Consider the following 25,007-nt stretch of genomic DNA (forward strand, 5'->3'; position numbering starts at 1 on the left):
TTCCTCTTAAATAGAGGTTTTCTCCGTTGTTTTATTTTTCACCAGCTCTTTGTTATATTTGTTAATTCACTTCTGTCATATACCCGAAACTAGCAGAAATTTCTTTGCTGATTTCTATTAAATAATGGGAAAGGTCATTATTTTCATTTTGAGGAATAAACTCAGAAAAGCCTACTACTGTAACAGCTCCTAGTAGTTTTTTCTTATAGTTTAAAACCGGGATGGATACGGATGACACAGATGATACAAGAGGTTCCCTTGCAAAGGCAATTTCTTTCTCACGTATGAGTCCGCATTCATCCTCAAGCTGACTAACCTTTTCAGTAGGAATTTGCATAAATTCTTTCGCTTTCCATTCACGCACCATATGCTCATCCATAAAGGCCATAAACACTTTTCCTGTTGCCGAACGAATAGGTAGTAAGGTTCCAATTTGAGCGCCAATATTAAACCCTCGATTGTTGTTCAAATCCCTAACAATCATTGGTCCATTATCGGTCCAGCTGGAAAATAGAACTGTACTCGAACTTTTTTCGTTAATTTCATGCAGAAAAGGTGAAATCCGATCGATAACATTTTCTTGATCGACAGCGGCCATTCCATATTCAATCAACTTGCTTCCCAATACATATTCTCCTGTATCCATGTGTCGATACAGAAGACCTAATTGTGTAAAAGTATTTAAATATTTATAAAGATTACTCTTTGTAATCTGTGTTAAGTCTTGAATATCGGAAAACCTTAATGGCCTGCCTTGTTTGGCAATAATATCAATAATGCCCATTCCAATTTGTAATGACTGAATAGTTGTTCCTTTTTTAATGGCTTCCATATTTAACCTCCTATAAACCTTAATCCTTATATTAACATAGCAGAGGACTAAATCCTATGCAGAACAAAATAGTTTTCTGAATATTCCTTTTTACTTTTACAGAAAAATTAGTATTATTGAAAATTCAGAATATTTATGTTAACCTTATTGATGTACATCTAATGACGGGCTACTATTTTAGAGTAATTTTTGTATTCCATAAAAATAAAGCGCTTTCATCAGTTTGGCGCTGAACCGACCAACTAGTGATCACTATGGTTCTAATATTTTCAATTTAGGGGGATTTATATGGATGTAAGCGGAATTTTAAAGGTAGTTGCTGAAAGTAAACTTGTATATCCGAGTGAAGAAAAACAATCTAACACCTCAATTGGAAGCAGTAAAGCTTTTCATGAACTTCTTCAAAAATCCCAAAAAGATCCCGAAGCCTTTTGGAACGATGCGGCGAAAGAGCTATTTTGGTATGAGCCTTGGCAAAAAACAATAAGTGGAAATCTTCCAGACTTTCGTTTTTTTGAAGGGGGCATCAGCAACCCTTGTGTAAACTTACTCGACCGTCATGTGGAAAATGGTGCTGGAAATCGCACCGCACTGATTTGGGAGGGAGAAAACGGGGACACGAAGTTTTTTACATATAATATGCTGTTAGCAGAAGTAAATCGCTTTTCGAATGTCTTGCGTTCCTTTGGTGTGAAAAAAGGGGATTGCGTGGCTATTTTCCTTCCGAATTTGGCTGAGGCAATTATTGCCGTGCTTGCATGCTTCCGGATTGGGGCAATTTACAATACAGTATTTTCAGGATACTCCGAAAAGTCATTGAAGGACCGTCTGATTAGCTTTGAGCCCAAGATTATCGTGACGACTGACGCTACAATCAGACGTGGAAACAAAGTTTGCTTAAAGGAAAAAGTGGACAGGGTAATTCCAGATATTCCATCCATTGAAGCGGTGATCGTCGTTAATCGCCTAAATACAGAAATCAATATGACAGAAGGACGGGATTTCTGGTGGGATGACCTAACCAAAAAGGCAAGTATCCTTTGTGAACCTGAGAAACTAGAGGCCAATGAATATGGAATTGTCTTCTATACAAGCGGTACAACTGGAAAACCAAAGGGTGTCGTTCATTCAGGAATGGCCTTTGTAATCCAAAATTACATCTATAGCAAATATCATATGGATCATCATGATGATGATGTTTTCTGGTGTACGGCTGATATAGGATGGTTAACGATGCATATTTGGGGCATTGCGGGCGCACTCGCAAATGGAGTGACCACTGTCGTATATGAAGGATCGATTGACTTTCCAACAAAGGATAGATTTTATCAGGTAATCGAGAAATACCGTGTCAATAAATTGTTTACCGCCCCAACAGCTTTGCGGATGTTAAAAAGTCTAGGTGAAAAAGTACTGAATCAATTTGATTTATCATGTCTGGATGTAGTTTCCCTAGTGGGTGAACCCTTTGACCCAGAATCATGGCAGTGGACGTATGAGATATTAGGGAAGAAAAAGATATGTGTCAATAATACGTGGGGACAAACGGAGACAGCGGGCTGTCCAATTGCTGGTGCAGCATGGTTAACCCCAATGAAGCCTGGATCAGCCGGAATGCAATTTTTAGGTGCAGATATAGCTGTAGTAGATGAAGAGGGAAATTCAGTTAAACCGGGTACGTTAGGAAATTTAATCATTAGAAAACCATTCCCAATGCTTTGCCGTACGCTTTGGAAGGAACCGGAGCGTTATATTTCCTCTTATTTTAGTCAGGTAGAAGGAAGCTATTTTGCAAGTGATTTGGCTCTAATTGATGAGGATGGCTATGTGTGGGTTGTTGGTCGTTCTGATGATGCCTTCAATGTTGCTGGGCATCGTTTAAGTACAATGGAAATTGAAAGTGCGGTTCTTGAATGTGAAGGAGTTGCTGAAGCGGCTGTAATTGGTGTCCCAGATGAAATCAAAGGAGAAGTCCCGCTTGTATTTGTCCGGGTAAATAATCTTTCTCTAGGGACTTCTGATTTAAAAGAAAGAATAAATAAAAATATTATTCAGCTTATCGGAAAGATTGCCCTGCCAAAATCTATCATTTTCACAGAAACATTACCAAAAACAGTTAGCGGAAAAATCATGCGCCGCTTATTAAAGGAAATTTTCGTTTCAGGTAAGGTTTCAGGTGATATTACAGGGCTTGAAGATCCAGCAACAGTAGCTCAAATTCAAATGATTATCAATGAAAGGTCGACAGTGAAATAAAACAAAAAGTCTGATGGGATTTCCATCAGACTTTATATATATATCAAACTACTATGCTTTTTTCATCTCTATTAGTAAGATATGAGAGGTTTTTTCTGCCTTAATTGTGATATCTTCTTCAACAATCTCCATTCCATCTCTATCAGAGAGTTCAATGCCATTAATGAAAGAAGTACCTTCTATTTGAACTAAATAAGCCTGCCTGCCTTCTTTAACTGGAAAGCTTATTTCATTTCCTTGCTCCAATTCCAAAGAATAGATGTTTGCATCTTGATTAATCGTAATTTGAGCATCTCCGTCTTTTCCTGATACCATGTGCAGCCAAGTATTTTTTCTATCATCCCAATTGAATCTAAAATCACCATAAGCTGGTGTATGGCCAATTTTGTCTGGTAAAATCCAAATTTGTAAAAACCTTGATGTATCTTCGCCTAAATTATATTCGCTATGCAGCACACCCGTCCCCGCACTCATATATTGAACTTGACCGCGAATTATTGTATTTTGGTTACCCATGCTATCACCATGAGTCAACTCACCATTCACCACGTAGGAGATAATCTCCATATTTTTATGTGGATGCGTGCCAAAACCTGTTTGCGGATTAATTAAATCATCATTGATTACACGTAAAACCCCAAACTGAATATTGTCTGGATTATAATATTCTGCAAATGAGAAGTGAAATTTACTTCTTAACCATCCAAGATTACTAGAACCCATATTATTGCTGTTTATTTTTCTTAGCATATTTTTCTCTCCAATCTATTATAAAAAATGTATATAAAGAAAACTGGCCTCTTTTGTTCTCTATTGATATTTGTGAATCTAAAATATAAATATCTTGAATTCGAGATAATTATATATATTATATTTCCATGTGTCAACATTAGTCGAGGGCAATAATAAATTACCAAGTAAATTAAAAACCCCCTTGCATGGCAAGAGGGTTAATGAATGAAATGTAAAATAAAATTTCGTTCAATTCATACTTTACTTATTGGATTAATTGGAGTAAAATTTAGAGAATTCAAATTAAATGTAATTAGCTGATTGGTCGTCCAAAGGCTCCTAAACGCATTTTCGCGTAAAGGAGCCTTTTTTAATGCTATTAATCATTATGTTAATGTATTATATTTTGCTGCAATTTTGGCTTAAAGGGAGTGACTTTACGCAGATACTGAAAGGTAAATCGAACCCGAAAGCCATTCTACAGCTTTGTTTACCACTGCTAATATTATTTCAAGAAAGGGGTTTGGTAAAATGAATATTGATCATTTTGAAGCTTTTATGTATGTAGTTCATTTGGAAAGTATACATAAAGCAGCTGAAGCTTTGTATTTATCACAGCCAACCGTTACAGCGAGAATAAAATCGTTAGAGCGTGACCTTGGCATTGAGTTATTTCTACGAAAAGGGAGAAGTTTGACATTATCAGAGGAAGGGAAAGCCTTTATCCCATATGCCGAGCAAATTATTCGTACCTATCAACAAGGAAAGAAACTATTGAAGAGGGAAGAGCATCCAAAGGAAATTGTCATTGGAGCAAATACGATTACATCACAATACTTTATTCCTTTTGCCCTTCCAATTTGGAAGAAAGAAAACCCTCAATTGCGATTTAAATTTATTTCAGCGCCAAACGACGTATTGCTGGAAAAACTTCTACAGAAACAGGTGGATTTGGCCTTTATGAAGGAGATTGCTCACCCTCGAATTCAACAACATGAGCTTTTTAATAATTCTGTTCGGTTGGTAGTTTATCCTGGACATTCATTTCAATTTCAAGAGACTGTAGTTGTTCAGCAATTAGCAGTTGAACCGATGGTATTTTTTGAATGTGGCGCTTTTGATTGGAATCGGGTCCATAAATTATTTGAAGTAGCTAATATTGAACCACGGATCGAATTTTTAGTTGACCATCTTGAAGTTGCAAAATCTATTATTCTGAGCAAAAATGGCATAGGGTTCTTACCCTACTTATGTATTAAGGAAGAGCTTGAGCGGGGTGAGCTGATTGAAATAAATGTTTCTCATATTTTAAAAATAGACCAGTATATTTTTGCGACACATTTTATCAATGGTTCTGAATTTCCGTTGTTATGGAATAATATTCTTATGTCTGTTAAAGAATTTGAAAACCCGAGTCTTTTGTTAATTGATTAATTTTTTTGATGCAATGATTAATTTTTCTATCAGTTCCAGTATTGCCAATACAAACTTCTAGGTGATAGGATTAATTTCAATAAAATATCACGCAATCATCGCCCTGAATTGTAGGGACAAACAGATTTATAAATCCGATTATTCCAGTGTGAATTGTTGGTTATAAGAAATTAAAGGAGGATGACAAATATGAAAACCCAAAATATTCATTATGCAGGACTATTTTCAAATACAAAAATACAAAATTCTATCAAAACAAGCCAATATCTTAATTTGCCAGATTTACAGTTTTTTATTTGGTGCAATCAAGAGTATGGCGTAAATAGAGGTGTTTATAATACGATTGAACAGTCGTTTTATGAGTACGGGATTGTTAATATTCATCAGCGAAGAATTCACCTTTTGGCCTTCTTAGATTTTGTTAAAGATGAGAAGCAAGATCAAATGAAATTTATCCGTTTTGGTCATGGTGGACTTAACAGAAAAATAAAAGAATTTTTTAAAGTTAGTGGACAAAACGATAATGTAATACCTCTGGAGAGATGAAGACTCTTAATAAGTGTAATGATACCGTGTAATTGATAGATTTTCTTAATCAATATCGAATATTTTCCTATCAGCGAAAGTATTGCCAGCTCAGTATTTTCAGTGATAGGATAAAAATCACTATTATAAAACATACTTTTCTTATGAGTTAAGTCGGATTAATAATTGGAGGAAAAAGAAATGAGTTATAAGCTAAGTATTTTAGATCAGAGTCCCATTTTTCCTGGAACGAATGCTTCTCATGCATTACAGCAAACTGCCCTTCTCGCTCAAAGAGCAGAAGAATGGGGCTATACACGTTTTTGGGTTTCAGAACATCACCATACTGACCAATTGGCTGGTTCCTCACCTGAGGTATTAATTTCATACTTATTGGCTCAAACTAGCACAATTCAAATTGGTTCAGGAGGCGTGATGCTTCAGCATTACAGTCCATATAAGGTGGCCGAAAACTTTCATGTTTTATCAAACTTGGCTCCTGGGAGAGTAGATCTTGGTGTCGGAAAAGCACCAGGTGGTCTTCCGCTATCAACAAGGGCTTTACAATATGGAACAGTCAATGATGGTAAAGACTTTCCAGAACGGTTATCTTTTCTGGTCCAAATAGTTGAAAATACAGTTAGTGAAAGTCACGCTCTTGCTGGAATTCAAGCAACACCGATTCCCCAGGAAAAACCTGAAACTTTTTTACTTGGCGCGAGTGTAAAAAGTGCTCAGCTTGCCGCAAATCTTGGAATATCTTTCGTTTTTGCTAAATTTATCAATAGCGATCATAGGGTACTGGAAGAAGCAGTAAAGGTGTTTCGTGAAGGTTACCCAAATGGGAGATTCATAATCTCAATGGCTGTTATTGCGGCTCCTACTCAAACAGAAGCAGAACAATTGGTAGGAGAAAGAAAAATAGTCAAAGTCCATCTTCAAAGCGGAAGGTCGGTGACCTTACAATCCATTGAACAAGCAGAAGTATTTGGGAAGCAAGCAGGTGAACCATATGAAATTAGCGAACACGAAGCTGATATTATTGCAGGAACCCCTGATTACGTGAAGGAAGTTTTAGCTTTGCTTCAAAAAAATCATCAGGTGGATGAATTTATGATACATACACCGATTGAAAAGGAAGCAGAAAGATTTCGGTCATTTAAGCTTTTAAGCCCACTTTACTCTAATGAAAAAGTAGGGGATGAGATAACTGAAAATAATGAATATATCGCAAAATAAAAACTTTGATTGAAAAATTTGTAAGGGGGAGGATGCAGATTTCATACCCGTTGCCGGGAAGAACAGCCGCTATTTAGGGAAGTGAGTAAAGGGCATTGGGTTGCTTGCCAATATGCAGTCTAGTTTATATTAAAAGTTTAATAGTGAAAAAATGAGTGGTATCGGAGGGAATCCTTAAGATGAAATTTGTTTTGTTTGATCTAATCAGTAATCATCCAAATGGTGTGACAAGAGAGATTTTAACTGCACAGGAAAGAATTCAAGAAGTGATTAACCAGGCTGTATTTGCTGAACAACTTGGATTTGATGGCTATGGGGTAGGCGAACGACATGGTCCCCCATTTTTATCTTCCTCACCAGCAGTAATCTTAACGGCGATTGCGGCCAAAACCTCTAAGATTCGTCTGTTGCCTACCGTATCGGTTTTAAGTGTCCTTGATCCAGTGCGAGTAGCAGAGGATTATGCCACACTTGATCATCTTTCAGGAGGAAGATTAGAGATGATGATTGGAAAAGGGAATGATCCTCGTCATTACCCGTTATTTGGAATAACAGAGGAGGAGCAATGGGTGTCACTTGCGGAGCGATATGATCTTCTTAAACGTTTATGGACAGAGGAAAATGTCTCATGGGAAGGGACCTACCGCTCTCCATTAAATAAGGTAACGACAGAACCTAGACCGTTTCAAAAACAGATACCTATTTGGCATGGCAGTGCATCAAGTCCACTATCAACTGAGCTTGCTGCCAAGAATGGGGAGCCTATTTTTTCTTCCAATGCTTTTCATCCTATGGCTAAATATAAAGAATTAATTGATCATTATCGAGAACGTCTAGAATTTTATGGATATGATTCAACAAAAGCTGTTGTCGGCGCGGGAGCTGGCAGTTTGTACTTGGCTAATACATCGGAAGAAGCCATTAACCGATTCCGGCCGTATTATGATATTGAAATGAATACCGAGGCAGCAAAACATAATCAATCACCATTTAAGGATCTCGAGGATCACATTCAAAATGGTTCAGCACTAATTGGAAGTCCCGATAAAGTAATAGAGAAGATCCTTAAGTATCATCAAGCCTTCGGACATCAGGTACAAAGTATAAGTGTGGGGGGCTTAAGCAAAGAGGAGCAATATGAACAGCTTGAGAGGTTTGCTGCTGAGGTTATGCCTGTGCTTAAACGGGAGATTCCTAGTTCAGTTTGGGATATCGAACCAGCTGCAGTGGAGTCTTAAGCCATGATATTTTTTCATTCAATTGGCCCAAAGAGAAAATCTTACTGTTAAACAATTACTTATTCGCTTAGGAGGAGGAAGGGGGCATTATACAATTAGCGGGACACCAAAAAGAATTGCAGATGAGCTTGAATTTTGGTTCCTTAACGGCGCAGCAGATGGATTTAATCTCATGCCCCAAGTAATGGATCGTGATTTTGATCGATTTGTACAATTAGTAATACCTGAATTGAAACGAAGACAGATATTTAGAAAAGACTATACAGGCGATACATTAAGAAATCATTATGGGCTACCACTACCAGAAAATAAACCTGTCTTTTTAACGGAACCATAGATAAAAAAAGGGTTTAAATAAGTTTTTTATAGCTATAATTCCTACTTATTGAATAGGTTTAGTAGGTTTAGTTTTGAAATTTAATAGAGAGCTAGAGTTTGGAAAATAGTACTCGAAACGGAGGATGATAGGGATGGATGAAATGTTTCCTATTATAAAGGGGGCAGAAAAATTTTATTTTAAGGGAAGCAAGATTGGAATTCTGATATCACATGGATTTGTCGGTACTCCCCAAAGCGTACGTTACCTTGGTGAAAGACTTGCACAATATGGGTATTCTGTTCTGGCTCAAAGATTAAAAGGGCATGGCACTAATCATTATGATTTTGAGAAGTGCACTCATGAAGAATGGTTTGAATCATTGGAAAGGGGTTATCAGGAATTAAAACAGAACTGTACAAGTATTTTCGTATTGGGTCAATCCATGGGCGGGACACTGGCGCTTTGGCTTGCCCATAAATATCGGGACATTAAAGGGATTATTTTAATTAATGCGGCTTTAACTATTCCCGCTTATGAACATTTAAAAGGAAAAGCCAATCCAAGATTTATTGATGAAGGAGAACCAGATATTAAAGAAAAGGATGTTTATGAAATCACATATCAAAAAGTACCGATCAAGGCCATTCATCAACTGCAAACACTAATGGACATTACACCCAAAATATTACCGGAAGTTAAAAGTCCTGTTTTAGGCTTTAAGTCAGCCGAGGATCATGTCGTACCACCTGAAAATACAGATTATATTATTGATCACATTGGCTCTCGCATTAGGGAAAGGGTTGTTCTCTCGAACTCCTATCATGTGGCTTCTTTGGATTATGACAAAGAGCAAATTGTAAATGGGTGTCATCGTTTCGTACAGCAACAAGTCGGATCTGGAGTGAATCAGTCTTTATAGGATATGTACAGAAAAATAAATCAAAGCTTCTATTTTTTTGATAGATTTTTTGAATCAAACCAATAAATTTTTCTATCAGTAAAACTATAGAATTCCATTTATGTAAGTGATAGGATAAAACACAGCAATATAAATAAGTATTCCCATCTAATTACTAGGAATTAAGAAAGGGTGGATCGTAGATGTCCAATCAAAAGAAATTGAAATTTGGTGCAATAATTCATGGGGTTGGAGGAAATATTGCTGGATGGAGGCACCCTGATATTCAGGCAGATGCAAGTGTAAGTTTGGAATTTTACACCAATCAGGCACAGAAAGCTGAAGAAGGAAAATTCGATTTAGTCTTTATCGCAGATGGTCTTCATATAAACGAGAAATCTATTCCACACTTTTTAAATCGTTTTGAACCACTCACTATTTTGTCTGCCCTTGCTGCTGTAACGTCAAAAATAGGACTTGTGGGAACGCTGTCTACTTCGTATAGTGAACCGTTCAATGTGGCAAGGCAATTTGCTTCTCTTGACCATATTAGCCACGGTCGGGCCGGTTGGAATGTGGTTACGTCTCCATTAGAAAAAACCGCATTAAACTATAGCAAAACGATCGAAGAACATCCTGATCATGCTAAACGATATCGAATCGCTTCTGAATACCTGGAGGTAGCAAAAGGATTATGGGATTCTTGGGAAGATGATGCATTTGTTCGTGATAAAGAAACGGGGGTATTCTTTGATCCTGATAAATTACATCCATTAAATCATCGTGGGGAATTTTTCACCGTACAAGGGCCGCTGAATATTGGTCGCTCCAAGCAAGGACGACCGGTTATCTTTCAAGCTGGTTCGTCCAATGCAGGAAAAGACCTTGCAGCTAAAGAAGCAGAGGCTATCTTTACAGGACATCCCACTTTAGAAACGGCAAAAGATTTTTATCAGGATGTTAAAAACAGAGCAAAAGCATTGGGGCGTAATCCGGAAGATCTGGTCATCATGCCAGGAATTGCACCTATAATCGGAGCAACAGAAGAGGAAGCAGAAAGAAAATATCAGGAAATTGCGAATTTAGTATCGATTGATAAAGCTCTTGATTACCTGGGGCGATATTTTGAGCATCATGATTTCTCACAATATCCTCTTGATGAACAGTTTCCTGAACTGGGTGACTTAGGAAATAACAGCTTCCAAAGCCATACCAGTCGAATTAAGCAGGAAGCAAAGGAAAAAAATTTAACCCTCCGCCAAGTAGCCTTAAAAGAGACGACTCCGAAACCAGCTTTCATTGGAACGCCAGAAAAAGTGGCCGATCTGATCCAAGAATGGTTTGAAGGCGGAGGGGCTGACGGATTCATTGTCGGGTCAAGTGTTCCGGATGGTTTGAATGATTTTGTTGACTTCGTCGTACCGATTCTTCAAAAACGAGGATTGTTTAGAACGGAATACGAATCTGAAACCTTGCGAGGCAACCTAGGAATACCTTTTCCTGAAAACCGTTATGCAAAAACAGTGATAAAGCATTGATCTTTCAAATTAAAGATGTTATTCGCGATATGTATTTGTGCCGGCTAGTCAACTAGAGGCTCTCTATTTAAGATGATAAGTACCTTAAATAGAGAGCCTTTTTAACTAAAAAAAAGAAATAGGGAGGAAAAAAAGATGGGAAAAGAATTATCTGTTGTGGTTTGGGCTAAAGAAGGTTGTCACTATTGTGGTGAAGTTAAGCAATATTTACAAGATAAAGGAATTAATTACGAAACAATTGATGTTACTCATCACGATGAACGCCGAGATATTTTGGAAATGAAGTATGGTGTCCGTCATGTACCTGTCGTTGAAATTGGCCAGGGGGAAGTGTATGAGGGGGTAACTAAAGTAGGAATCGAACATCTCGAAAAGGTACTGGCGAAATATAATAAGAGTAAAATTTCAGGATAATTCCGACTAAAATCATGTGATTAATCAGTTAAATTCAAAGGGGGAGTATTTGTATTACATATCCTAGAAGAGTGGGATGAGTTCAAAAATAAAATATAAAGGATTGGTGTAAATGAAAAGGAAAAAATCCTTAGTGATGACGATGACGTTATTGCTTGCCTTAGTGGTAGGAGCATGCTCTTCTCAAGAGACGAAAACTACTACAAAGGCAAGCGCCGGAGCTCAGAATGAGGGATCAAAAGTACAAAAAATTATAGTCGGTACAGGGACGCAATTTCCGAATGTATGCTTTATTGATAAGAATGGAAAGTTAACCGGTTATGATGTTGAGTTAGTTAGGAAAATTGATGAAAAGCTGCCTGAATACCAATTTGAGTTTAAAACCATGGAATTCTCCAATCTTTTAATAAGCCTAGAAACTAATAAAATTGATTTTATTGCCCACCAAATGGAAGTGAATGAAGAACGACAGGAGAAATTTCTTTTTAATAAAGAACCATATAATATCTTTCCTCTTAATGTAACGGTCAATAAAAATAATAATGACATTCACTCTATAAAGGATTTAAAAGGGAAAAAAGCGATTGTAAGTGCAACAAGTAATTCGGCTGTATTTCTGGAAAAGTATAACAAAGAAAATAACGCCGGAATTCAAATTGTATATGCAGGTAATGGTCCTGATTCTACTATTAATCAACTGAAAACAGGTCGTGCAGATGCAACGATCACAACACCATTTTCAGTGGATTTTCTTAATAAGTCAGTTGATGCTCAACAAAAAGTAGTAGGTGAGCCGCTATTAAATTCAAAGGTTTATTTCCTACTAAGAAAAGATGAAGTACCCCTTCAAAAGAAAATTGACGAAGCCCTGGTTGAATTGAAAAAAGAAGGGGTCGTTAGTGAATTGAGTAAAAAATGGTTAGGTGCTGACTATACGGTTAAATTTTAATAGTTTAGAAGGTACAGTTTGGAGGGTGTATAAAAATGGGGAAATCATTTGATCCTTTGTTAATCATCGAGTTTATTCCGACACTAATTCATTATCTAGGGGTAACTCTCCAGATTTTGGCAGCATCCATTTTCCTAGGACTTATCCTCGGTGTAGCAGCAGCTATACCGAGGTTGTTTAAAATACCTTTATTAAATCAAGTGGTCATTTTATATGTTTCTTTTATACGAGGGACACCGATTATTATCCAGTTATTCTTGATTTTTTATGGCTTACCTGCCGTTCTCATGCTTTTCAATATTGATATATCTAAGCTCGAAGCGATTTATTTTGTCATCATTACCTATGCGATAAGTAATGGAGCCAGCTTTGCTGAAATTTTTCGAGGGGCGATCCGAGCCGTCGATTATGGGCAGACAGAAGCAGCCTATTCGGTTGGAATGACGGCAAGACAAAACTTTTTTCGCGTAGTTTTCCCGCAGGCGATACGGATTGCTTTTCCGAATATGGCGAATTCAGTCATCGGATCGCTTAAGGATACGTCACTTGCTTTCACCATCGGTGTAATGGATATGGTGGGAAGAGGGGATACCCTCATAGCCTCAACAGCCCATGCCCTGGAAGTGTATATATCGCTTTCTATTATCTATTATGCTGTTGTGCTATTGTTTGAAAAAATATTTAGTAAATTAGAAAAATATTTCAATCGTTATCAGAAATCTAATGTATCTACTACTGCCTAAACTTAAAAAGGAGGAGTGACCATGACGATTGATATTCCCTTTATTTGGATCGCTTTTAAAGAAATTGTAAAGTCCCTGCCTATAACTCTCATTTTAACGGTTGTGCCCTTATTGATTGGATTTTTAATCGGCATTGCGGTAGCACTCGTTCGAGTCTATCAAGTGAAATTTCTATATCGGGCAGCAAATGGCTATGTATCTTTTTTTCGAGGGACTCCTATCATCATGCATGTTATGCTTATTTATTTTGGATTTCCCTTATTAATCAATCAAATTTCGGAGAGGTTTGATCTTGGTATCCAAGCAAATTCAATCCCGATTATCCTATTCGTTCTAACCGCATTATCCTTGGCCGCCGGAGCTTATTTATCAGAAATTATCCGTTCTGGTATCCTCAGTGTTTCTAATGGGCAATTGGAAGCGGCCTATTCCGTTGGGATGACAAGCTTTCAAGCAATGATACGAATTATTTTACCTCAGGCGTTAGCGCAATCCATTCCTAATTTTACAAATATTTTTGTTGGTTTTTTGCACACATCCTCCATTGCTTTTCTTGTTTCGGAGAAAGAGGTGACAGGTGCTGCTAATATTGTCGCATCGACAAACTTGAAATTTCTTGAAGCCTTTATTGCAGCCGGTATGATTTATTGGGGTCTCACCATCATTGTTGAGGGAATTTCCTTTTTACTGGAAAAAAGGGTGACAGCTTATAATCGAGGAGGCGTGTCATGATTTCTTTAAAAGGTATAAAGAAAACATTTAACAAACAACCTGTTTTAAAAGGAATTAACTTGAAAATAAATAGAGGCGAAGTTGTTACAATTCTTGGTCCAAGTGGTTCAGGGAAAACAACGCTGCTGAGATGTCTGAATTTTTTGGAAACACCTGATACTGGTATTGTTCAAGTTGGAAATATACAGGTTCATTCAGAAAAAGCGACGAAAAAAGAAATATTATCGATTAGAAAACAGTCGGCCATGGTTTTTCAGCATTATAACTTATTTGCTCATAAAACTGTTGTGGAAAATGTGATGGAAGGATTAATTACCGCCAAAAAAATGAAGAAAAAGGAGGCTAGAAACCAAAGTGAACAAGTGCTTGCAAAAGTGGGACTAAGTGAAAAACTCCATCACTATCCATCACAGCTATCTGGTGGACAGCAGCAGAGGGTAGGTATAGCAAGAGCGTTAGCATTAAATCCTGAAGTTATCCTTTTTGATGAGCCTACATCGGCTCTTGATCCAGAGCTAGTAGGTGATGTACTTTCCGTAATTAAAGCCATTGCACAAGAAGGGATTACGATGGTGGTTGTCACACATGAAATGACTTTTGCAAGAGAGGTATCGGATCGTGTGTTGTTCATGGATGAAGGTGTCATCGTGGAAGAAGGTACCCCATTGGAAATTTTCAATGCCCCAAGGGAGGAACGAACTCGGCGGTTTTTACAGCGGATATCGAGTGAAACATTCTTTACACAGCCCAAAAAACAAGTGAATTAAAAAGTAAATCGTATAGAAGAGGGTGGAGTTTTTGGTGACAAATCAAATTATCGTTGATGAAATTGCGGAAGAAGAAATAGAGGCGGTTCGCCGGTTATTGGTTGAAAGCTATCAGCAGTATGAGCATGCGTATACAAATCCTCAGCTTTGGGATAGTTATTTAACCAATATCAAGGCATCGGTTGATAATCCAGATGTAAAAAAAATATTGGTCGCGAAAAGTGAAGACCATATTCTTGGGACATTACAGTTATTCGATTCATCTGAGACAGCATATCAAAAGCCTGATTTAGAAATTTTTTCACCGATTATCCGCCTTTTGGCCGTCCATCCCCAGGCAAGAGGCCGCGGGGTAGCGCAAGCCTTAATAAAAGCAAGCGTTCAGTTTGCCAAGTCGCAAGGGGCAGATCAATTGTATTTGCACTCTAGTGATAAAATGCAACAAGCGATTCGTTTATATGAATGGCTTGGTTTTAAGCGAGATGAAACTAAAGAGTTTCGGAATAATGATATTTTAGTAAAGTGCTTTCGTCTAGATTTAAAGAAAGGAGAAAACTATGAATGAAACGGATTTAGAGGCCCATCTGATTTCCATTTATCGTCATTTACATCAATATCCAGAATTATCTAAACAAGAATTTGAAACTACTAGATTCATTGAAAAATGGATGAGGGAATTGGACATTCCGATTCGGAAAACGAAATTGAAAACGGGGGTCTTTGCTGATATAAAAGGAGGAAATCCTGGTCCTATAGTCGCTGTACGTGCGGATATTGACGCACTCCCAATTGAGGAAAAAACAGGACTTCCCTATGCTTCAAAGATAAAAGGGGTCATGCATGCATGCGGACATGACTTTCATACAGCCGCTCTAATTGGTGCCGCCTGCCACTTAAAAAGAAACCAGTCTCAACTAAATGGAACAGTGCGTCTTCTGTTTCAACCGGCTGAGGAATTAGGAGGAGGAGCTAAACAGGTAATAGCAGATGGGCAATTAGAGGGAGTAGAGGCAATAATTGGGCTCCATAATAAACCGGAGCTGCCTGTCGGGACTATTGGATTAAAAGAAGGACCCTTAATGGCGGCAGTGGATCGTTTTCATATCGTTCTTCAAGGAAAAGGGAGTCATGCGGCGATCCCGCAAAACGGAAAGGATCCGATTGTAACGGCTGGGCATCTGATTACTGCACTCCAGACCATTGTCAGCCGGAATGTGTCTCCGCTTCAAAGTGCTGTAGTGAGTGTCACGAAAATTATTGGCGGGAGTACGTGGAACGTTATTCCAGGTGATGTGACACTGGAAGGTACCATTCGATCCTTTGACCCTGCTATTCGTGAGGAAGTTAAAACCAAGCTCTATACCATTGTCGAAGCAATTGCGACCGCTTTTTCACAGAAAGTTGAAATTGGCTGGTTTCCTGGGCCGCCGCCACTGGTTAACCATAAGGCTGTGACTGAGATCGTCAGGAAAGCTGCTACGCAAGAGGTGTTGGATGTTATTGATCCTGAACTTTCAATGGCTGGTGAAGATTTCTCTTACTATCTTTACAATGTCCCAGGGACATTTGCATTTTTTGGAACAAACGGGAAAGAGGAGTGGCACCACCCTGAATTTACTCTTGATGAGTCAGCCCTTATACAAGCGGCTAATTTTTTATATAAAAGTTCTAGAGCATTATTAAATTGATATGTTTTATGATCAAAACGAAAAATGTTTGATCTATAAACTAGATCTATTGTTTGGATAGGGAAAATTTTAATTTTTGATAATAAAGGCCACTATAGAAAGGGAGTACGAATGATGAGTAGAGTATCAATTATTTCTGGTAGTCCCTCAGAGCAAACGAGATTAAATGAAGTATTACATTGTGTTGTAAATCAATTTCAAGCGAGTAAGATTACTCCTGAAATTATTAATGTCCGTGATCTTCCTGCAGAAGATTTAATTCAAGCGAGATTTGAAAGTGAAGAAATTGTAAAGGAAAATAAGAAAGTTGAGAATTCAAATATTATCGTGATTTTGACTCCCGTTTATAAAGCCTCCTTTTCCGGGGTCTTAAAAACTTACTTGGATCTCCTGCCGCAAAATAGTCTCGAGGGTAAAACTATTATACCAATTGCTGTCGGTGGGACTTTTGGACACTTATTAATGATTGATTATGCCCTTAAACCTGTTCTTGCAGCTTTGGGAGCAACCCACATTTTAAAAGGAGTATATATTTTGGATAGTCAAATAAAAAAATTAGGAAATAATCGTTATGAATTAGAGCCAGACGCAAAAAATCGACTAAATCAGTTTATTACTGGTGACATTTTGGTCACGAACTAAAAATAACTAAGATAATTAGGATGAAAAGTCCACCGGTCATCTGGAGACAAAAACAATTGTTGCTGTAAACAACAAAATGTTTTTGTCTCTATTATTTTATTACCATCAATTAAATTTTTATAGATATAAAAAAGAAGGGAAAAAAGCAAATGAAAAAGATCCTATTACCATTTCTACCAATACTAATATTAATTGGCGTTGTTTTGTCAGGCTGCGGTGTTAACAAAGAAACTTCAACGACAGCGAAAGGCAGTTCACAGAAGGAGGCAGTCCTTAAAGTAGGCGCTTCTTCTACTCCGCATGCAGAAATTTTAAAGTTCATCGAGCCAGAACTAAAAAAGCAGGGAATTAAGTTAGATATCGTAGTGATTAACGATGGAATTCAAACCAATCAGCAAACAGCAAATGGAGAATTAGATGCCAATTACTTTCAGCACATCCCTTACTTAAACCAGGTGAATAAGGACAGCGGTCTTGATTTAGTCAGTGTAAAAGGAATACATATTGAGCCATTCGGTGTTTATTCCAAAAAAATAAAATCGATTGATAATTTGTCAGATGGTGCAAAAATTGCCATTCCAAAAGATCCGGTGAATTTTTCCCGCGCACTGCAGCTATTTGCTGCAAATGGGTTAATTGAACTCAAGCAAAAAGAGAAAGACAACTTTGATTATACACTTGAAGATATCACTAAGAATGACAAGCATCTTAAATTTATTGGTGTGGATGGACCGGTACTCGTGCGCTCACTTGACGATATTGAAGCGGCTGCCATCAATACGAATTACGCCCTTGAGGGAGGATTTAAACCCAAAAAGGATGCCCTAATTATCGAAAGTGATCAATCACCATATGTCAATATTCTAGTTGCTGATAAATCTAGGAAAAATGATAAAAACATTCAAAAATTAGCGAAAGCATTGACAACCGAAGAAGTGAGAAAGTTCATTGAAGATAAATATCAGGGTGCAGTAGTACCAGCATTCTAATTTTTCTCCAGCCAAAAAGTTTATAAGAAAGGAGCAGCAGCATGATTCAATTTAATAATGTTTCCAAGGTATTTGAAAGCAAAGGGAAAAAGGTAACAGCATTAAAGAATATCCAATTAACGGTGGAAAAGGGAGATATCTTTGGCGTAATAGGGTTTAGCGGCGCGGGTAAAAGTACATTGATCCGTACGATAAATTTGCTGGAGTACCCTACAGCTGGCGAAATACTTGTGAACGGCATAAATTTGAAGGAGCTTTCTGAAAAGAAGCTCCGTGAGGCTAAAAAGAATATTGGGATGATCTTTCAACATTTTAATTTACTCGAGTCAAAAACGGTGTTTGAAAACGTGGCTATGCCACTTTTACTGAGCAACAAAAAGAAAAAGGATATCAAACCTCGAGTTGAAGAACTGCTTCAATTTGTCGGGTTAGAAGACAAGATGGAAAGTTATCCTAATCAGCTTTCAGGAGGACAAAAACAGCGTGTCGGGATTGCGCGTGCCCTTGCCACTAATCCATCAGTCCTCTTGTGTGATGAAGCTACTTCGGCACTGGATCCACAGACCACCGAGTCCATCCTTAGGCTCCTTAAAAGAATTAATGAGGAATACCGGATTACAATGGTCCTTATTACACATGAAATGGAGGTCATCAAGCAAGTTTGCAATCGGGTTGGGGTGATGGAGGATGGAAAAATAATTGAATCAGGCAGTGTCTTTGATATATTTTCCCAGCCTCGCACAGTAACAGCAAAGAATTTTGTCAGGTCGGTTGTCCGCGATGAAATTCCTTCTAGTGTTTGGGAACTACTAGAGACCGATGATCAATACCATAAGATATTTAAAATAAAGTTTTTTGGAATCCATTCCGGGCAACCAGTCATTTCGCAGGTGGCCAAACGATTCGATGTACAAGCAAATATCTTGTTTGGAAGTATTAATGAGCTTCAAGGCGTACCATTCGGGCATTTAATTGTAGATTTTAGCGGTCCTGAAACAGAAATTGAAAAGGCTCGGGACTATATTGCAAGGCAGAATATAAAAGTAAGAGAGGTGACTGGAAATGTTGGAGGTAAGTCCGCAACTAATTCTCACGTCCATGTGGGAAACCTTATACATGGTTAGCATTTCCTTGGTGTTTGGTACGCTGATCGGTATCCCACTAGGCGTCTTGCTTGTTGTAACTCGAAAAGGTCATATTCTTGAGAACCGCTTGATATTTTCCATTCTTAATCCAATCGTAAATATCTTCCGGTCCATTCCATTTATTATTTTGTTGGTAGCTATTATTCCTTTTACTAGATTTATAGTAGGAACATCAATTGGAACTACAGCTGCCATTGTTCCTCTTGTTCTTCATATTGGACCGTATATGTCGAGACTGGTTGAAAATTCCTTACTCGAAGTAGATGAGGGGATTATTGAAGCGGCTAAGGCTATGGGGGCTTCTCCAGTTCAAATTATTTTTCGCTTTTTATTCCCAGAGGCTTTTCCTTCACTTCTACTCAGTATTACAACGGTAACAATTGGTCTAATTGGTGCAACAGCGATGGCAGGGGCCATTGGAGGCGGAGGGCTTGGTGATTTAGCGATCACTTATGGCTATCAACGATTTAGTACGATTACGATCGTTGTGACAGTGGTCATACTCGTAATTCTTGTTCAGGGTATTCAATCGTTAGGAAATCTTCTTGAACGAAAATTGAGGAGGTTATGAGAGATGGATGTTTAACATCTTTGACATGAAATCAAAAATAGAGACTACCTAATAGAAAAGAGGATACAAGAAATGAAGAAATGGATTTTTCCTTTGTTGCTTATTATTACCATTATTATCACAGGATGCTCAACCCAGACATCCGACCAGCCAACTAAGAGCAGTACAACAATCAAGGTGGGCATCAGGAGTTCAGAGCTTCGGACCTGGGAGTTTATAAAGAAAAAGGCTGCAAGAGATGGTTTAACCATCAAACTAGTCAATTTTTCTTCTGCTTATGATCCTGACCAAGCTTTAGCAGAAGGGGACATCGATGTAAATGCCTTCCAGCATGTGGCCTATTTAGATTCGTTTAACCAAAAAAATGGGACTACTATCGTGCCTATTGGAACAACAATCATCGCTCCGCTTGGTTTATATTCTGAAAAATATAAGTCAATCAACGAGATTCCGCAGGGTGCTCAAATCGCTGTTCCGAATGACCCGCCTAACTGGGGACGTGCTCTATTACTCCTACAGGAAGCAGGACTCATTAAAGTAACCGATGATTTTGACGGCAATGGCGGGCAGGATAAGATTAAGGAAAATCCTAAAAAGCTCAAGATTATTCCAGTTGAGGCAGCAAATACTCCGCGCGTGATGCAGGATACCGCTGGATCGATTATTAATAACGGTGTTGCAGTTGAAGCCGGTCTCGGCCTGAAGGATGCCCTTGTTCATGAAAGCAAAACCGCTAAGCCGTACATTAACATCATTGCTGCTAATAAGAAAGATAAAAATAGAACAGAATTAAAAAAACTGGTATCTATCTATCAATCTGAAGATACAGCAAATTTTATAAAGAAAACGTATAAAGGAAACTATATCCCTACCTTTATTAGTTTAAAAGAATTAAGTACGTACAAAGAAACTTTTCAAACAAAGTAGTTGGAAAGAGGAGCGAGGTAAATGACAACAAAAAGGCAGATTAAGCTTGCTACATATTTAATTGGCAGTGGAATGCACGTCGCCTCATGGAGGCATCCAAAAGCAAAGCCAAACGCTAGTATTGATCCCTCCGCTTATATCGAGTATGCACAAATTGCAGAAAAGGGAAAATTTGATATTGTCTTCATTGCTGATAGTTTGGCAGTCAATAAAGAGTCACATCCCCAGATTTTAAACCGGTTTGACCCTGTTGTCATTATCACGGCAATGGCGGCGGCGACTAAACAAATTGGCATTGCTGGAACGTCTTCAACAACGTACAATGAGCCATACATATTAGCAAGGCAATTTTCCTCAGTGGACCATGTCAGCGGTGGGAGAGCTGGGTGGAATATGGTGACTACTGCAGATGCAACAGGGGAAACAGCTTTGAATTTTAACCTGGAAAAGCATTGGGAGCATGACCAACGGTATGAGCGTGCCGAGGAATTTATTGATGTGGTCAAAGGGTTGTGGGACTCATGGGAAGATGATGCCTTTTTATACGATAAGATAACTGGTCAGTTTTTTGATCCTGAGAAGATGCATGAACTTCATTATCAGGGAAGATATTTTTCAGTCAAAGGCCCTTTAAACATAGCTCGGTCTAAGCAAGGGCAGCCTGTCATTATTCAGGCAGGATCGTCTGAGCCTGGCCAACGTTTGGCGGCACGAACAGCAGAGGTTGTATTCGCCCACCGAGACGATATTGAGGAAGCAAAACGATTTTACAAAGAGTTAAAATCGAGGCTCCCCGAATATGGACGGAGTGAAGATGAACTATTAATCCTTCATGGTATTTCACCGATTGTGGGGGAAACAGAAGAAATAGCAATAGAAAAATATCATGAATTGCAAAAAGGGATCGATCCATATGAAGCGTTGAAGTTTGTTTCCGGATATATGGGGAATGTGGATTTTTCAAATTACTCTTTAACTACCCCGGCAAAAAAAGTAGAGTTTCCACCAGTAAATAGCATTCAAAGCCAGTTTTTTGAAATGAAAAAAATCATTAATGAAGAGAATTTAACAGTTGGTGAACTTTACACAAGATTTTTCGGGGCAGCTAAAAAAGACGGCTTTATCGGAACTCCTGAACAAGTGGCGGATGAAATGGAAAAATGGTTTACTGAAAGAGCTGCAGATGGATTTATGATCCAATTTCCTCTGCTACCTTATGACCTTGAAGATTTTGTCAACTTGGTTGTTCCTATCCTGCAGGATAGAGGGTTGTACCGATTTGAATATGAAGGGGACACACTAAGGGAAAATCTTGGCCTCAAAATACCGCAAAATAGATTTACCTTGAAAAATTGAAATTCAAGGTTAGCAAGTTTTGAAGACAAAAAATAAAGTTTAATATTTCAAAAAAGCTGTCCTAATTTTTTTGTATTGCCCCAAATAATGATGGTATTTGGAAATGGTTGAAAGATGAACTGCTTAAAATCGCTGCTGCTGATGACCTGCACATCTCACCGCCGAGAGGATAGGGTAACCTATGGCACACCGACCTGGATTTGGTCCGTCGTGGTTGACGATGCGCGGTATGTTCGGGCATATAATGGGAAGAACTCTCGTTGGTACCAAGCAGAAGTAAAACAGAGACCTTGGCGAATCACTGTCGGCGGCATGGCGAAGGAAGTCAATTTTGAGCCAGAAGATAACGCAATCAATGCCCGAATTGACGGCGCATACCGTCAAAAGTACAGTGACAGCCCGTATCTTAACTCAATGATCAGCACACGTGCCCGATCTGCGACTGTCAAGGTCATCCCACGATAAAGAATTAGACGGAGAAAGCCACCATAGCAACAGATAAAAGAGGGCGTCTAAATGCAATTTGATCTGCTTTTGGACGCCCTCCATTTATTATATTTTCTGCTATTCCAGGTTTCTGTCCAACAACGCTCCCGTCTGCTCTGCCATCACACGAGCTGGCAATGGCATTCCATTCTTGAACCACCATTCCACGGCACCAACAACCGCTGAGCCAAAAAATTGAAGAATAACATCTTCACTTAAGCCTTGATTAGTTCCTTCGGTTGTTTCCACTTCCACTTTAAACTCTTCGATGACTAATTCGAGAAACCGACTTCGAAAATAGGGAGCACCTTTACTCGCTAACATGGTTGAAAAAAATAAATAATTACGCTCAAAGTATTCGTACCAGACATAATTTCCTTCTTGAAAAGTCATTTCAGATGCCGATTGGCATAGTTCTCGGAGATTGTCCATATGCTCTTCAATCATTTTATCCAATAGATCATATTTATCTGTGTAATGCAGATAGATGGTTCCTCTATTAACATCTGCCCTGTCAGCAATATCCTGAATGGTAATATCATCAAAACTTTTTTCAGACATCAGTTCAATGACAGCATTTTTTATTGCTACTTGGCTTTTGGCTATTCTTCTATCAACTTTAGACATTTTATTTCACCAATCTTTCAAAAGATACTCAACAATTTTACTTGATTTGTTGAGTAATCAACGAATTGTGTTCATTTAACCATTGAAAGTATAACAAGCTTTTTTATAATTATAAACAGATGTTGATTAATCAATCAATATTAATTTTTAAAGCATCATGTTGAAGCTACTTTTGGAATAATAAATGAAATTAACTTCAAACTGGAGGCCAATTCATGGACCGCATTGAAAAGAGCAAGGAAAAATACAAACAGCTATTTGGAAATGGAGAATCAGCCGCATACGCTGCCGATCCTGATTTTTTGGACATTCTTAGCCGCTTCATTTTTGGAGAAGTTTTTTATCAAGGGAACCTGGATGACAAGCAACGTGAGCTTATCACTCTGGTTGTGCTTGCTACGAGCCAGACGTTGCCTCAGCTCAAGGCACATGTAGTTGCTGCACTGAACGCCCAGCTGACACCTGTTGAAATTAAAGAGGCCGTTTACCAGTGTGCTCCTTATATCGGATTTCCCAAAACATTAAACGCCATCAGTGAAGTCAATGGGGTTTTCAAAGCAAAGAATATTGCTTTACCAATAGAAAGCCAAAAGACTGTAGAAGAAGAAAATCGCTTTGACAAGGGATTATCCGTACAGGTAAAGATTTTTGGTGAGATAATCGCAAAAATGCAAGAGAGTGCCCCGTCAAATCAAAAGCATATACAGGAATACCTTTCCGCCTTTTGCTTTGGAGATTTCTACACTCGAGGCGGACTTGATTTGAAAACACGAGAGTTACTGACACTCTGCATCGTAAGTAGCCTTGGCGGTGCGGAAAGACAAGTAAAGGCACATGTGCAGGGTAACCTAAATGTGGGCAATGACAAGGAAACATTGATCTCCGCCATCACTCACTGCCTCCCATATATGGGCTTTCCAAGAACACTGAACGCATTAGCTTGTATCAATGAAATTATTCCAGAAAATTAAGAGAGAAGTAGAAAAAGGGATGCCGCTTATTCTTGTAAAACTTCTACCCGGCAGGGATGACAAAAATATAACAATGCAAAGGAGACAAAAGCATGTTTAACGAAACTTACAAATTATCAAATGGTGTAGAAATACCAAAATTAGGTCTTGGTACCTGGCTGCTTGACAATCCACAGGCAGCACAGGCAGTGCGAGATGCGGTATCTATCGGATATCGTCATATTGATACTGCTCAGGCTTACATGAATGAAGCTGGTGTAGGAGAAGGAATCCGTTCCAGCGGTGTCGCAAGAGAAGAACTTTTCATTACGACAAAGGTTGCTGCAGAAGCAAAGACCTATGATGCAGTTACGAAGTCTATTGATGAGTCTTTAGTAAAGTTGGGACTTGATTACATTGACCTTCTGATTATTCACAGTCCACAGCCTTGGAAGGAGTTCCGTGAGGCGAACCGTTACTTCCAGGAAAACAAAGAAGTATGGAATGCAATGGAGGATGCTTATATGACAGGTAAGTTAAAGGCAATCGGTCTTTCTAACTTTCTACAGGATGATATAGAGAATATTCTTGCAAGCTGTGAGATCAAGCCTATGGTAAATCAAATATTGGCACATGTGAGCAATACTCCTTTTGAACTAATTGAACACTGCCAGAAGAATGACATCTTGGTAGAGGCATATTCACCAATTGCACACGGTGCAGTTCTCGATAATGCTGAGGTAAAGGTAATAGCTGATAGGTATGGAGTATCTGTTGCTCAACTTTGCCTACGTTACGATATCCAGCTTGGTCTTGTAGTAATTCCTAAAACGGCAAATCCTGACCACATGAGAAACAATGCAGAGCTTGATTTTGTTATCAATGATGAAGATATGGAAACTTTGAAGAATGTAGAGCATATCCAAAATTATGGTGAGCATAGCTTCTTCCCGGTATTTGGGGGGAAATTAAAATAATAAGCAAACAAATAAATAACGATTGGAAAATTT

Annotated in this window: 27 protein-coding genes; 24 read left to right on the forward strand and 3 right to left on the reverse strand. The window is 38.4% G+C overall.

The genetic code is table 11. The features are described 5' to 3' along the window. Window positions 1-61: 61 nt before the first annotated feature. Complete coding sequence (locus tag QNH17_RS09185; RefSeq protein ID WP_283878382.1) at window positions 62-832, reverse strand: IclR family transcriptional regulator; 771 nt, start codon at window positions 830-832, stop codon at window positions 62-64. A 288-nt stretch (window positions 833-1,120) separates the two neighbouring features. Here QNH17_RS09185 and QNH17_RS09190 point away from each other — a divergent pair, with 288 nt between their 5' ends. Continuing rightward, window positions 1,121-3,088, forward strand: a complete 1,968-nt coding sequence (locus QNH17_RS09190; RefSeq protein ID WP_283878383.1) for an acetate--CoA ligase — start codon at window positions 1,121-1,123, stop codon at window positions 3,086-3,088. A gap of 51 nt (window positions 3,089-3,139) precedes the next feature. Here QNH17_RS09190 and QNH17_RS09195 read toward each other — a convergent pair whose 3' ends face one another. After that, on the reverse strand, window positions 3,140-3,838 hold the full coding sequence (locus tag QNH17_RS09195) for a pirin family protein (protein WP_283878384.1): 699 nt from the start codon (window positions 3,836-3,838) through the stop codon (window positions 3,140-3,142). 513 nt (window positions 3,839-4,351) lie between these two features. Here QNH17_RS09195 and QNH17_RS09200 point away from each other — a divergent pair. The 21 genes from QNH17_RS09200 (at window position 4,352) to QNH17_RS09300 (ending at window position 22,399) form a co-directional block, all read left to right on the forward strand. Then, window positions 4,352-5,254, forward strand: a complete 903-nt coding sequence (locus tag QNH17_RS09200; RefSeq protein ID WP_283878385.1) for a LysR family transcriptional regulator — start codon at window positions 4,352-4,354, stop codon at window positions 5,252-5,254. 189 nt (window positions 5,255-5,443) lie between these two features. Beyond that, the gene (locus tag QNH17_RS09205) at window positions 5,444-5,800 is read left to right on the forward strand and encodes a hypothetical protein (RefSeq protein ID WP_283878386.1); all 357 of its coding nucleotides are present in this window, start codon (window positions 5,444-5,446) and stop codon (window positions 5,798-5,800) included. A gap of 180 nt (window positions 5,801-5,980) precedes the next feature. Beyond that, entirely contained in the window at window positions 5,981-7,018 is a 1,038-nt protein-coding gene (locus QNH17_RS09210; protein ID WP_283878387.1) for an LLM class flavin-dependent oxidoreductase, read from the forward strand. A gap of 179 nt (window positions 7,019-7,197) precedes the next feature. Continuing rightward, the gene (locus QNH17_RS09215) at window positions 7,198-8,256 is read left to right on the forward strand and encodes an LLM class flavin-dependent oxidoreductase (protein WP_283878388.1); all 1,059 of its coding nucleotides are present in this window, start codon (window positions 7,198-7,200) and stop codon (window positions 8,254-8,256) included. Between the two features lie 22 nt (window positions 8,257-8,278). Then, on the forward strand, window positions 8,279-8,593 hold the full coding sequence (locus tag QNH17_RS09220; RefSeq protein WP_283878389.1) for an LLM class oxidoreductase: 315 nt from the start codon (window positions 8,279-8,281) through the stop codon (window positions 8,591-8,593). 133 nt (window positions 8,594-8,726) lie between these two features. Beyond that, window positions 8,727-9,494, forward strand: a complete 768-nt coding sequence (locus QNH17_RS09225; protein WP_283878390.1) for an alpha/beta hydrolase — start codon at window positions 8,727-8,729, stop codon at window positions 9,492-9,494. Window positions 9,495-9,676: 182 nt separating this feature from the next. Continuing rightward, entirely contained in the window at window positions 9,677-11,011 is a 1,335-nt protein-coding gene (locus QNH17_RS09230) for an LLM class flavin-dependent oxidoreductase (RefSeq protein ID WP_283878391.1), read from the forward strand. A gap of 135 nt (window positions 11,012-11,146) precedes the next feature. Further along, window positions 11,147-11,425 (forward strand): glutaredoxin family protein, encoded by a 279-nt coding sequence (locus QNH17_RS09235; RefSeq protein ID WP_283878392.1) that lies wholly within the window; start codon window positions 11,147-11,149, stop codon window positions 11,423-11,425. A 112-nt stretch (window positions 11,426-11,537) separates the two neighbouring features. Beyond that, the gene (locus tag QNH17_RS09240) at window positions 11,538-12,374 is read left to right on the forward strand and encodes a transporter substrate-binding domain-containing protein (protein WP_283878393.1); all 837 of its coding nucleotides are present in this window, start codon (window positions 11,538-11,540) and stop codon (window positions 12,372-12,374) included. Between the two features lie 35 nt (window positions 12,375-12,409). Further along, window positions 12,410-13,117 (forward strand): amino acid ABC transporter permease, encoded by a 708-nt coding sequence (locus QNH17_RS09245; RefSeq protein WP_283878394.1) that lies wholly within the window; start codon window positions 12,410-12,412, stop codon window positions 13,115-13,117. 21 nt (window positions 13,118-13,138) lie between these two features. Then, window positions 13,139-13,849: an amino acid ABC transporter permease gene (locus QNH17_RS09250; protein ID WP_283878395.1), complete on the forward strand. Its 711-nt coding sequence runs from the start codon at window positions 13,139-13,141 to the stop codon at window positions 13,847-13,849. Further along, window positions 13,846-14,616, forward strand: a complete 771-nt coding sequence (locus QNH17_RS09255) for an amino acid ABC transporter ATP-binding protein (protein ID WP_283878396.1) — start codon at window positions 13,846-13,848, stop codon at window positions 14,614-14,616. Before QNH17_RS09250 ends, QNH17_RS09255 begins: the two co-directional genes overlap by 4 nt. A 34-nt stretch (window positions 14,617-14,650) precedes the next feature. After that, entirely contained in the window at window positions 14,651-15,181 is a 531-nt protein-coding gene (locus tag QNH17_RS09260) for a GNAT family N-acetyltransferase (RefSeq protein ID WP_283878397.1), read from the forward strand. Beyond that, window positions 15,174-16,304: an amidohydrolase gene (locus tag QNH17_RS09265; protein ID WP_283878398.1), complete on the forward strand. Its 1,131-nt coding sequence runs from the start codon at window positions 15,174-15,176 to the stop codon at window positions 16,302-16,304. Before QNH17_RS09260 ends, QNH17_RS09265 begins: the two co-directional genes overlap by 8 nt. A 114-nt stretch (window positions 16,305-16,418) precedes the next feature. Beyond that, a complete protein-coding gene (ssuE, locus tag QNH17_RS09270) occupies window positions 16,419-16,946 on the forward strand; it encodes an NADPH-dependent FMN reductase (protein WP_283878399.1) in 528 nt (175 codons plus the stop codon). Between the two features lie 149 nt (window positions 16,947-17,095). Then, a complete protein-coding gene (locus QNH17_RS09275; RefSeq protein WP_283878400.1) occupies window positions 17,096-17,935 on the forward strand; it encodes a MetQ/NlpA family ABC transporter substrate-binding protein in 840 nt (279 codons plus the stop codon). Between the two features lie 41 nt (window positions 17,936-17,976). Continuing rightward, entirely contained in the window at window positions 17,977-19,059 is a 1,083-nt protein-coding gene (locus tag QNH17_RS09280; protein ID WP_283878401.1) for a methionine ABC transporter ATP-binding protein, read from the forward strand. Further along, on the forward strand, window positions 18,998-19,651 hold the full coding sequence (locus QNH17_RS09285) for a methionine ABC transporter permease (protein ID WP_283878402.1): 654 nt from the start codon (window positions 18,998-19,000) through the stop codon (window positions 19,649-19,651). The genes QNH17_RS09280 and QNH17_RS09285 overlap by 62 nt, the downstream gene beginning before the upstream one ends. Window positions 19,652-19,723: 72 nt before the next feature. Further along, the gene (locus QNH17_RS09290; RefSeq protein ID WP_283878403.1) at window positions 19,724-20,578 is read left to right on the forward strand and encodes a MetQ/NlpA family ABC transporter substrate-binding protein; all 855 of its coding nucleotides are present in this window, start codon (window positions 19,724-19,726) and stop codon (window positions 20,576-20,578) included. Window positions 20,579-20,599: 21 nt separating this feature from the next. Continuing rightward, window positions 20,600-21,934 carry an LLM class flavin-dependent oxidoreductase gene (locus QNH17_RS09295; RefSeq protein ID WP_283878404.1) on the forward strand — a complete coding sequence of 445 codons (1,335 nt, stop codon included), beginning with the start codon at window positions 20,600-20,602 and terminating at the stop codon, window positions 21,932-21,934. A gap of 210 nt (window positions 21,935-22,144) precedes the next feature. After that, window positions 22,145-22,399, forward strand: a complete 255-nt coding sequence (locus QNH17_RS09300) for a DUF2255 family protein (protein WP_283878405.1) — start codon at window positions 22,145-22,147, stop codon at window positions 22,397-22,399. A 99-nt stretch (window positions 22,400-22,498) separates the two neighbouring features. Here the strand turns inward: QNH17_RS09300 and QNH17_RS09305 are convergent, their stop codons facing one another. Further along, a complete protein-coding gene (locus QNH17_RS09305) occupies window positions 22,499-23,047 on the reverse strand; it encodes a TetR/AcrR family transcriptional regulator (RefSeq protein WP_283878406.1) in 549 nt (182 codons plus the stop codon). Between the two features lie 215 nt (window positions 23,048-23,262). Between QNH17_RS09305 and QNH17_RS09310 the strand changes: the two genes are divergently transcribed. Beyond that, window positions 23,263-24,018: a carboxymuconolactone decarboxylase family protein gene (locus QNH17_RS09310; protein WP_283878407.1), complete on the forward strand. Its 756-nt coding sequence runs from the start codon at window positions 23,263-23,265 to the stop codon at window positions 24,016-24,018. A gap of 92 nt (window positions 24,019-24,110) precedes the next feature. Next, window positions 24,111-24,974 (forward strand): aldo/keto reductase, encoded by an 864-nt coding sequence (locus tag QNH17_RS09315; protein WP_283878408.1) that lies wholly within the window; start codon window positions 24,111-24,113, stop codon window positions 24,972-24,974. Window positions 24,975-25,007 lie beyond the last annotated feature (33 nt).

Origin of the sequence: Neobacillus sp. SuZ13 (assembly GCF_030123365.1) — a bacterium.
Taxonomy (GTDB): Bacteria; Bacillota; Bacilli; order Bacillales; family Cytobacillaceae; genus Neobacillus.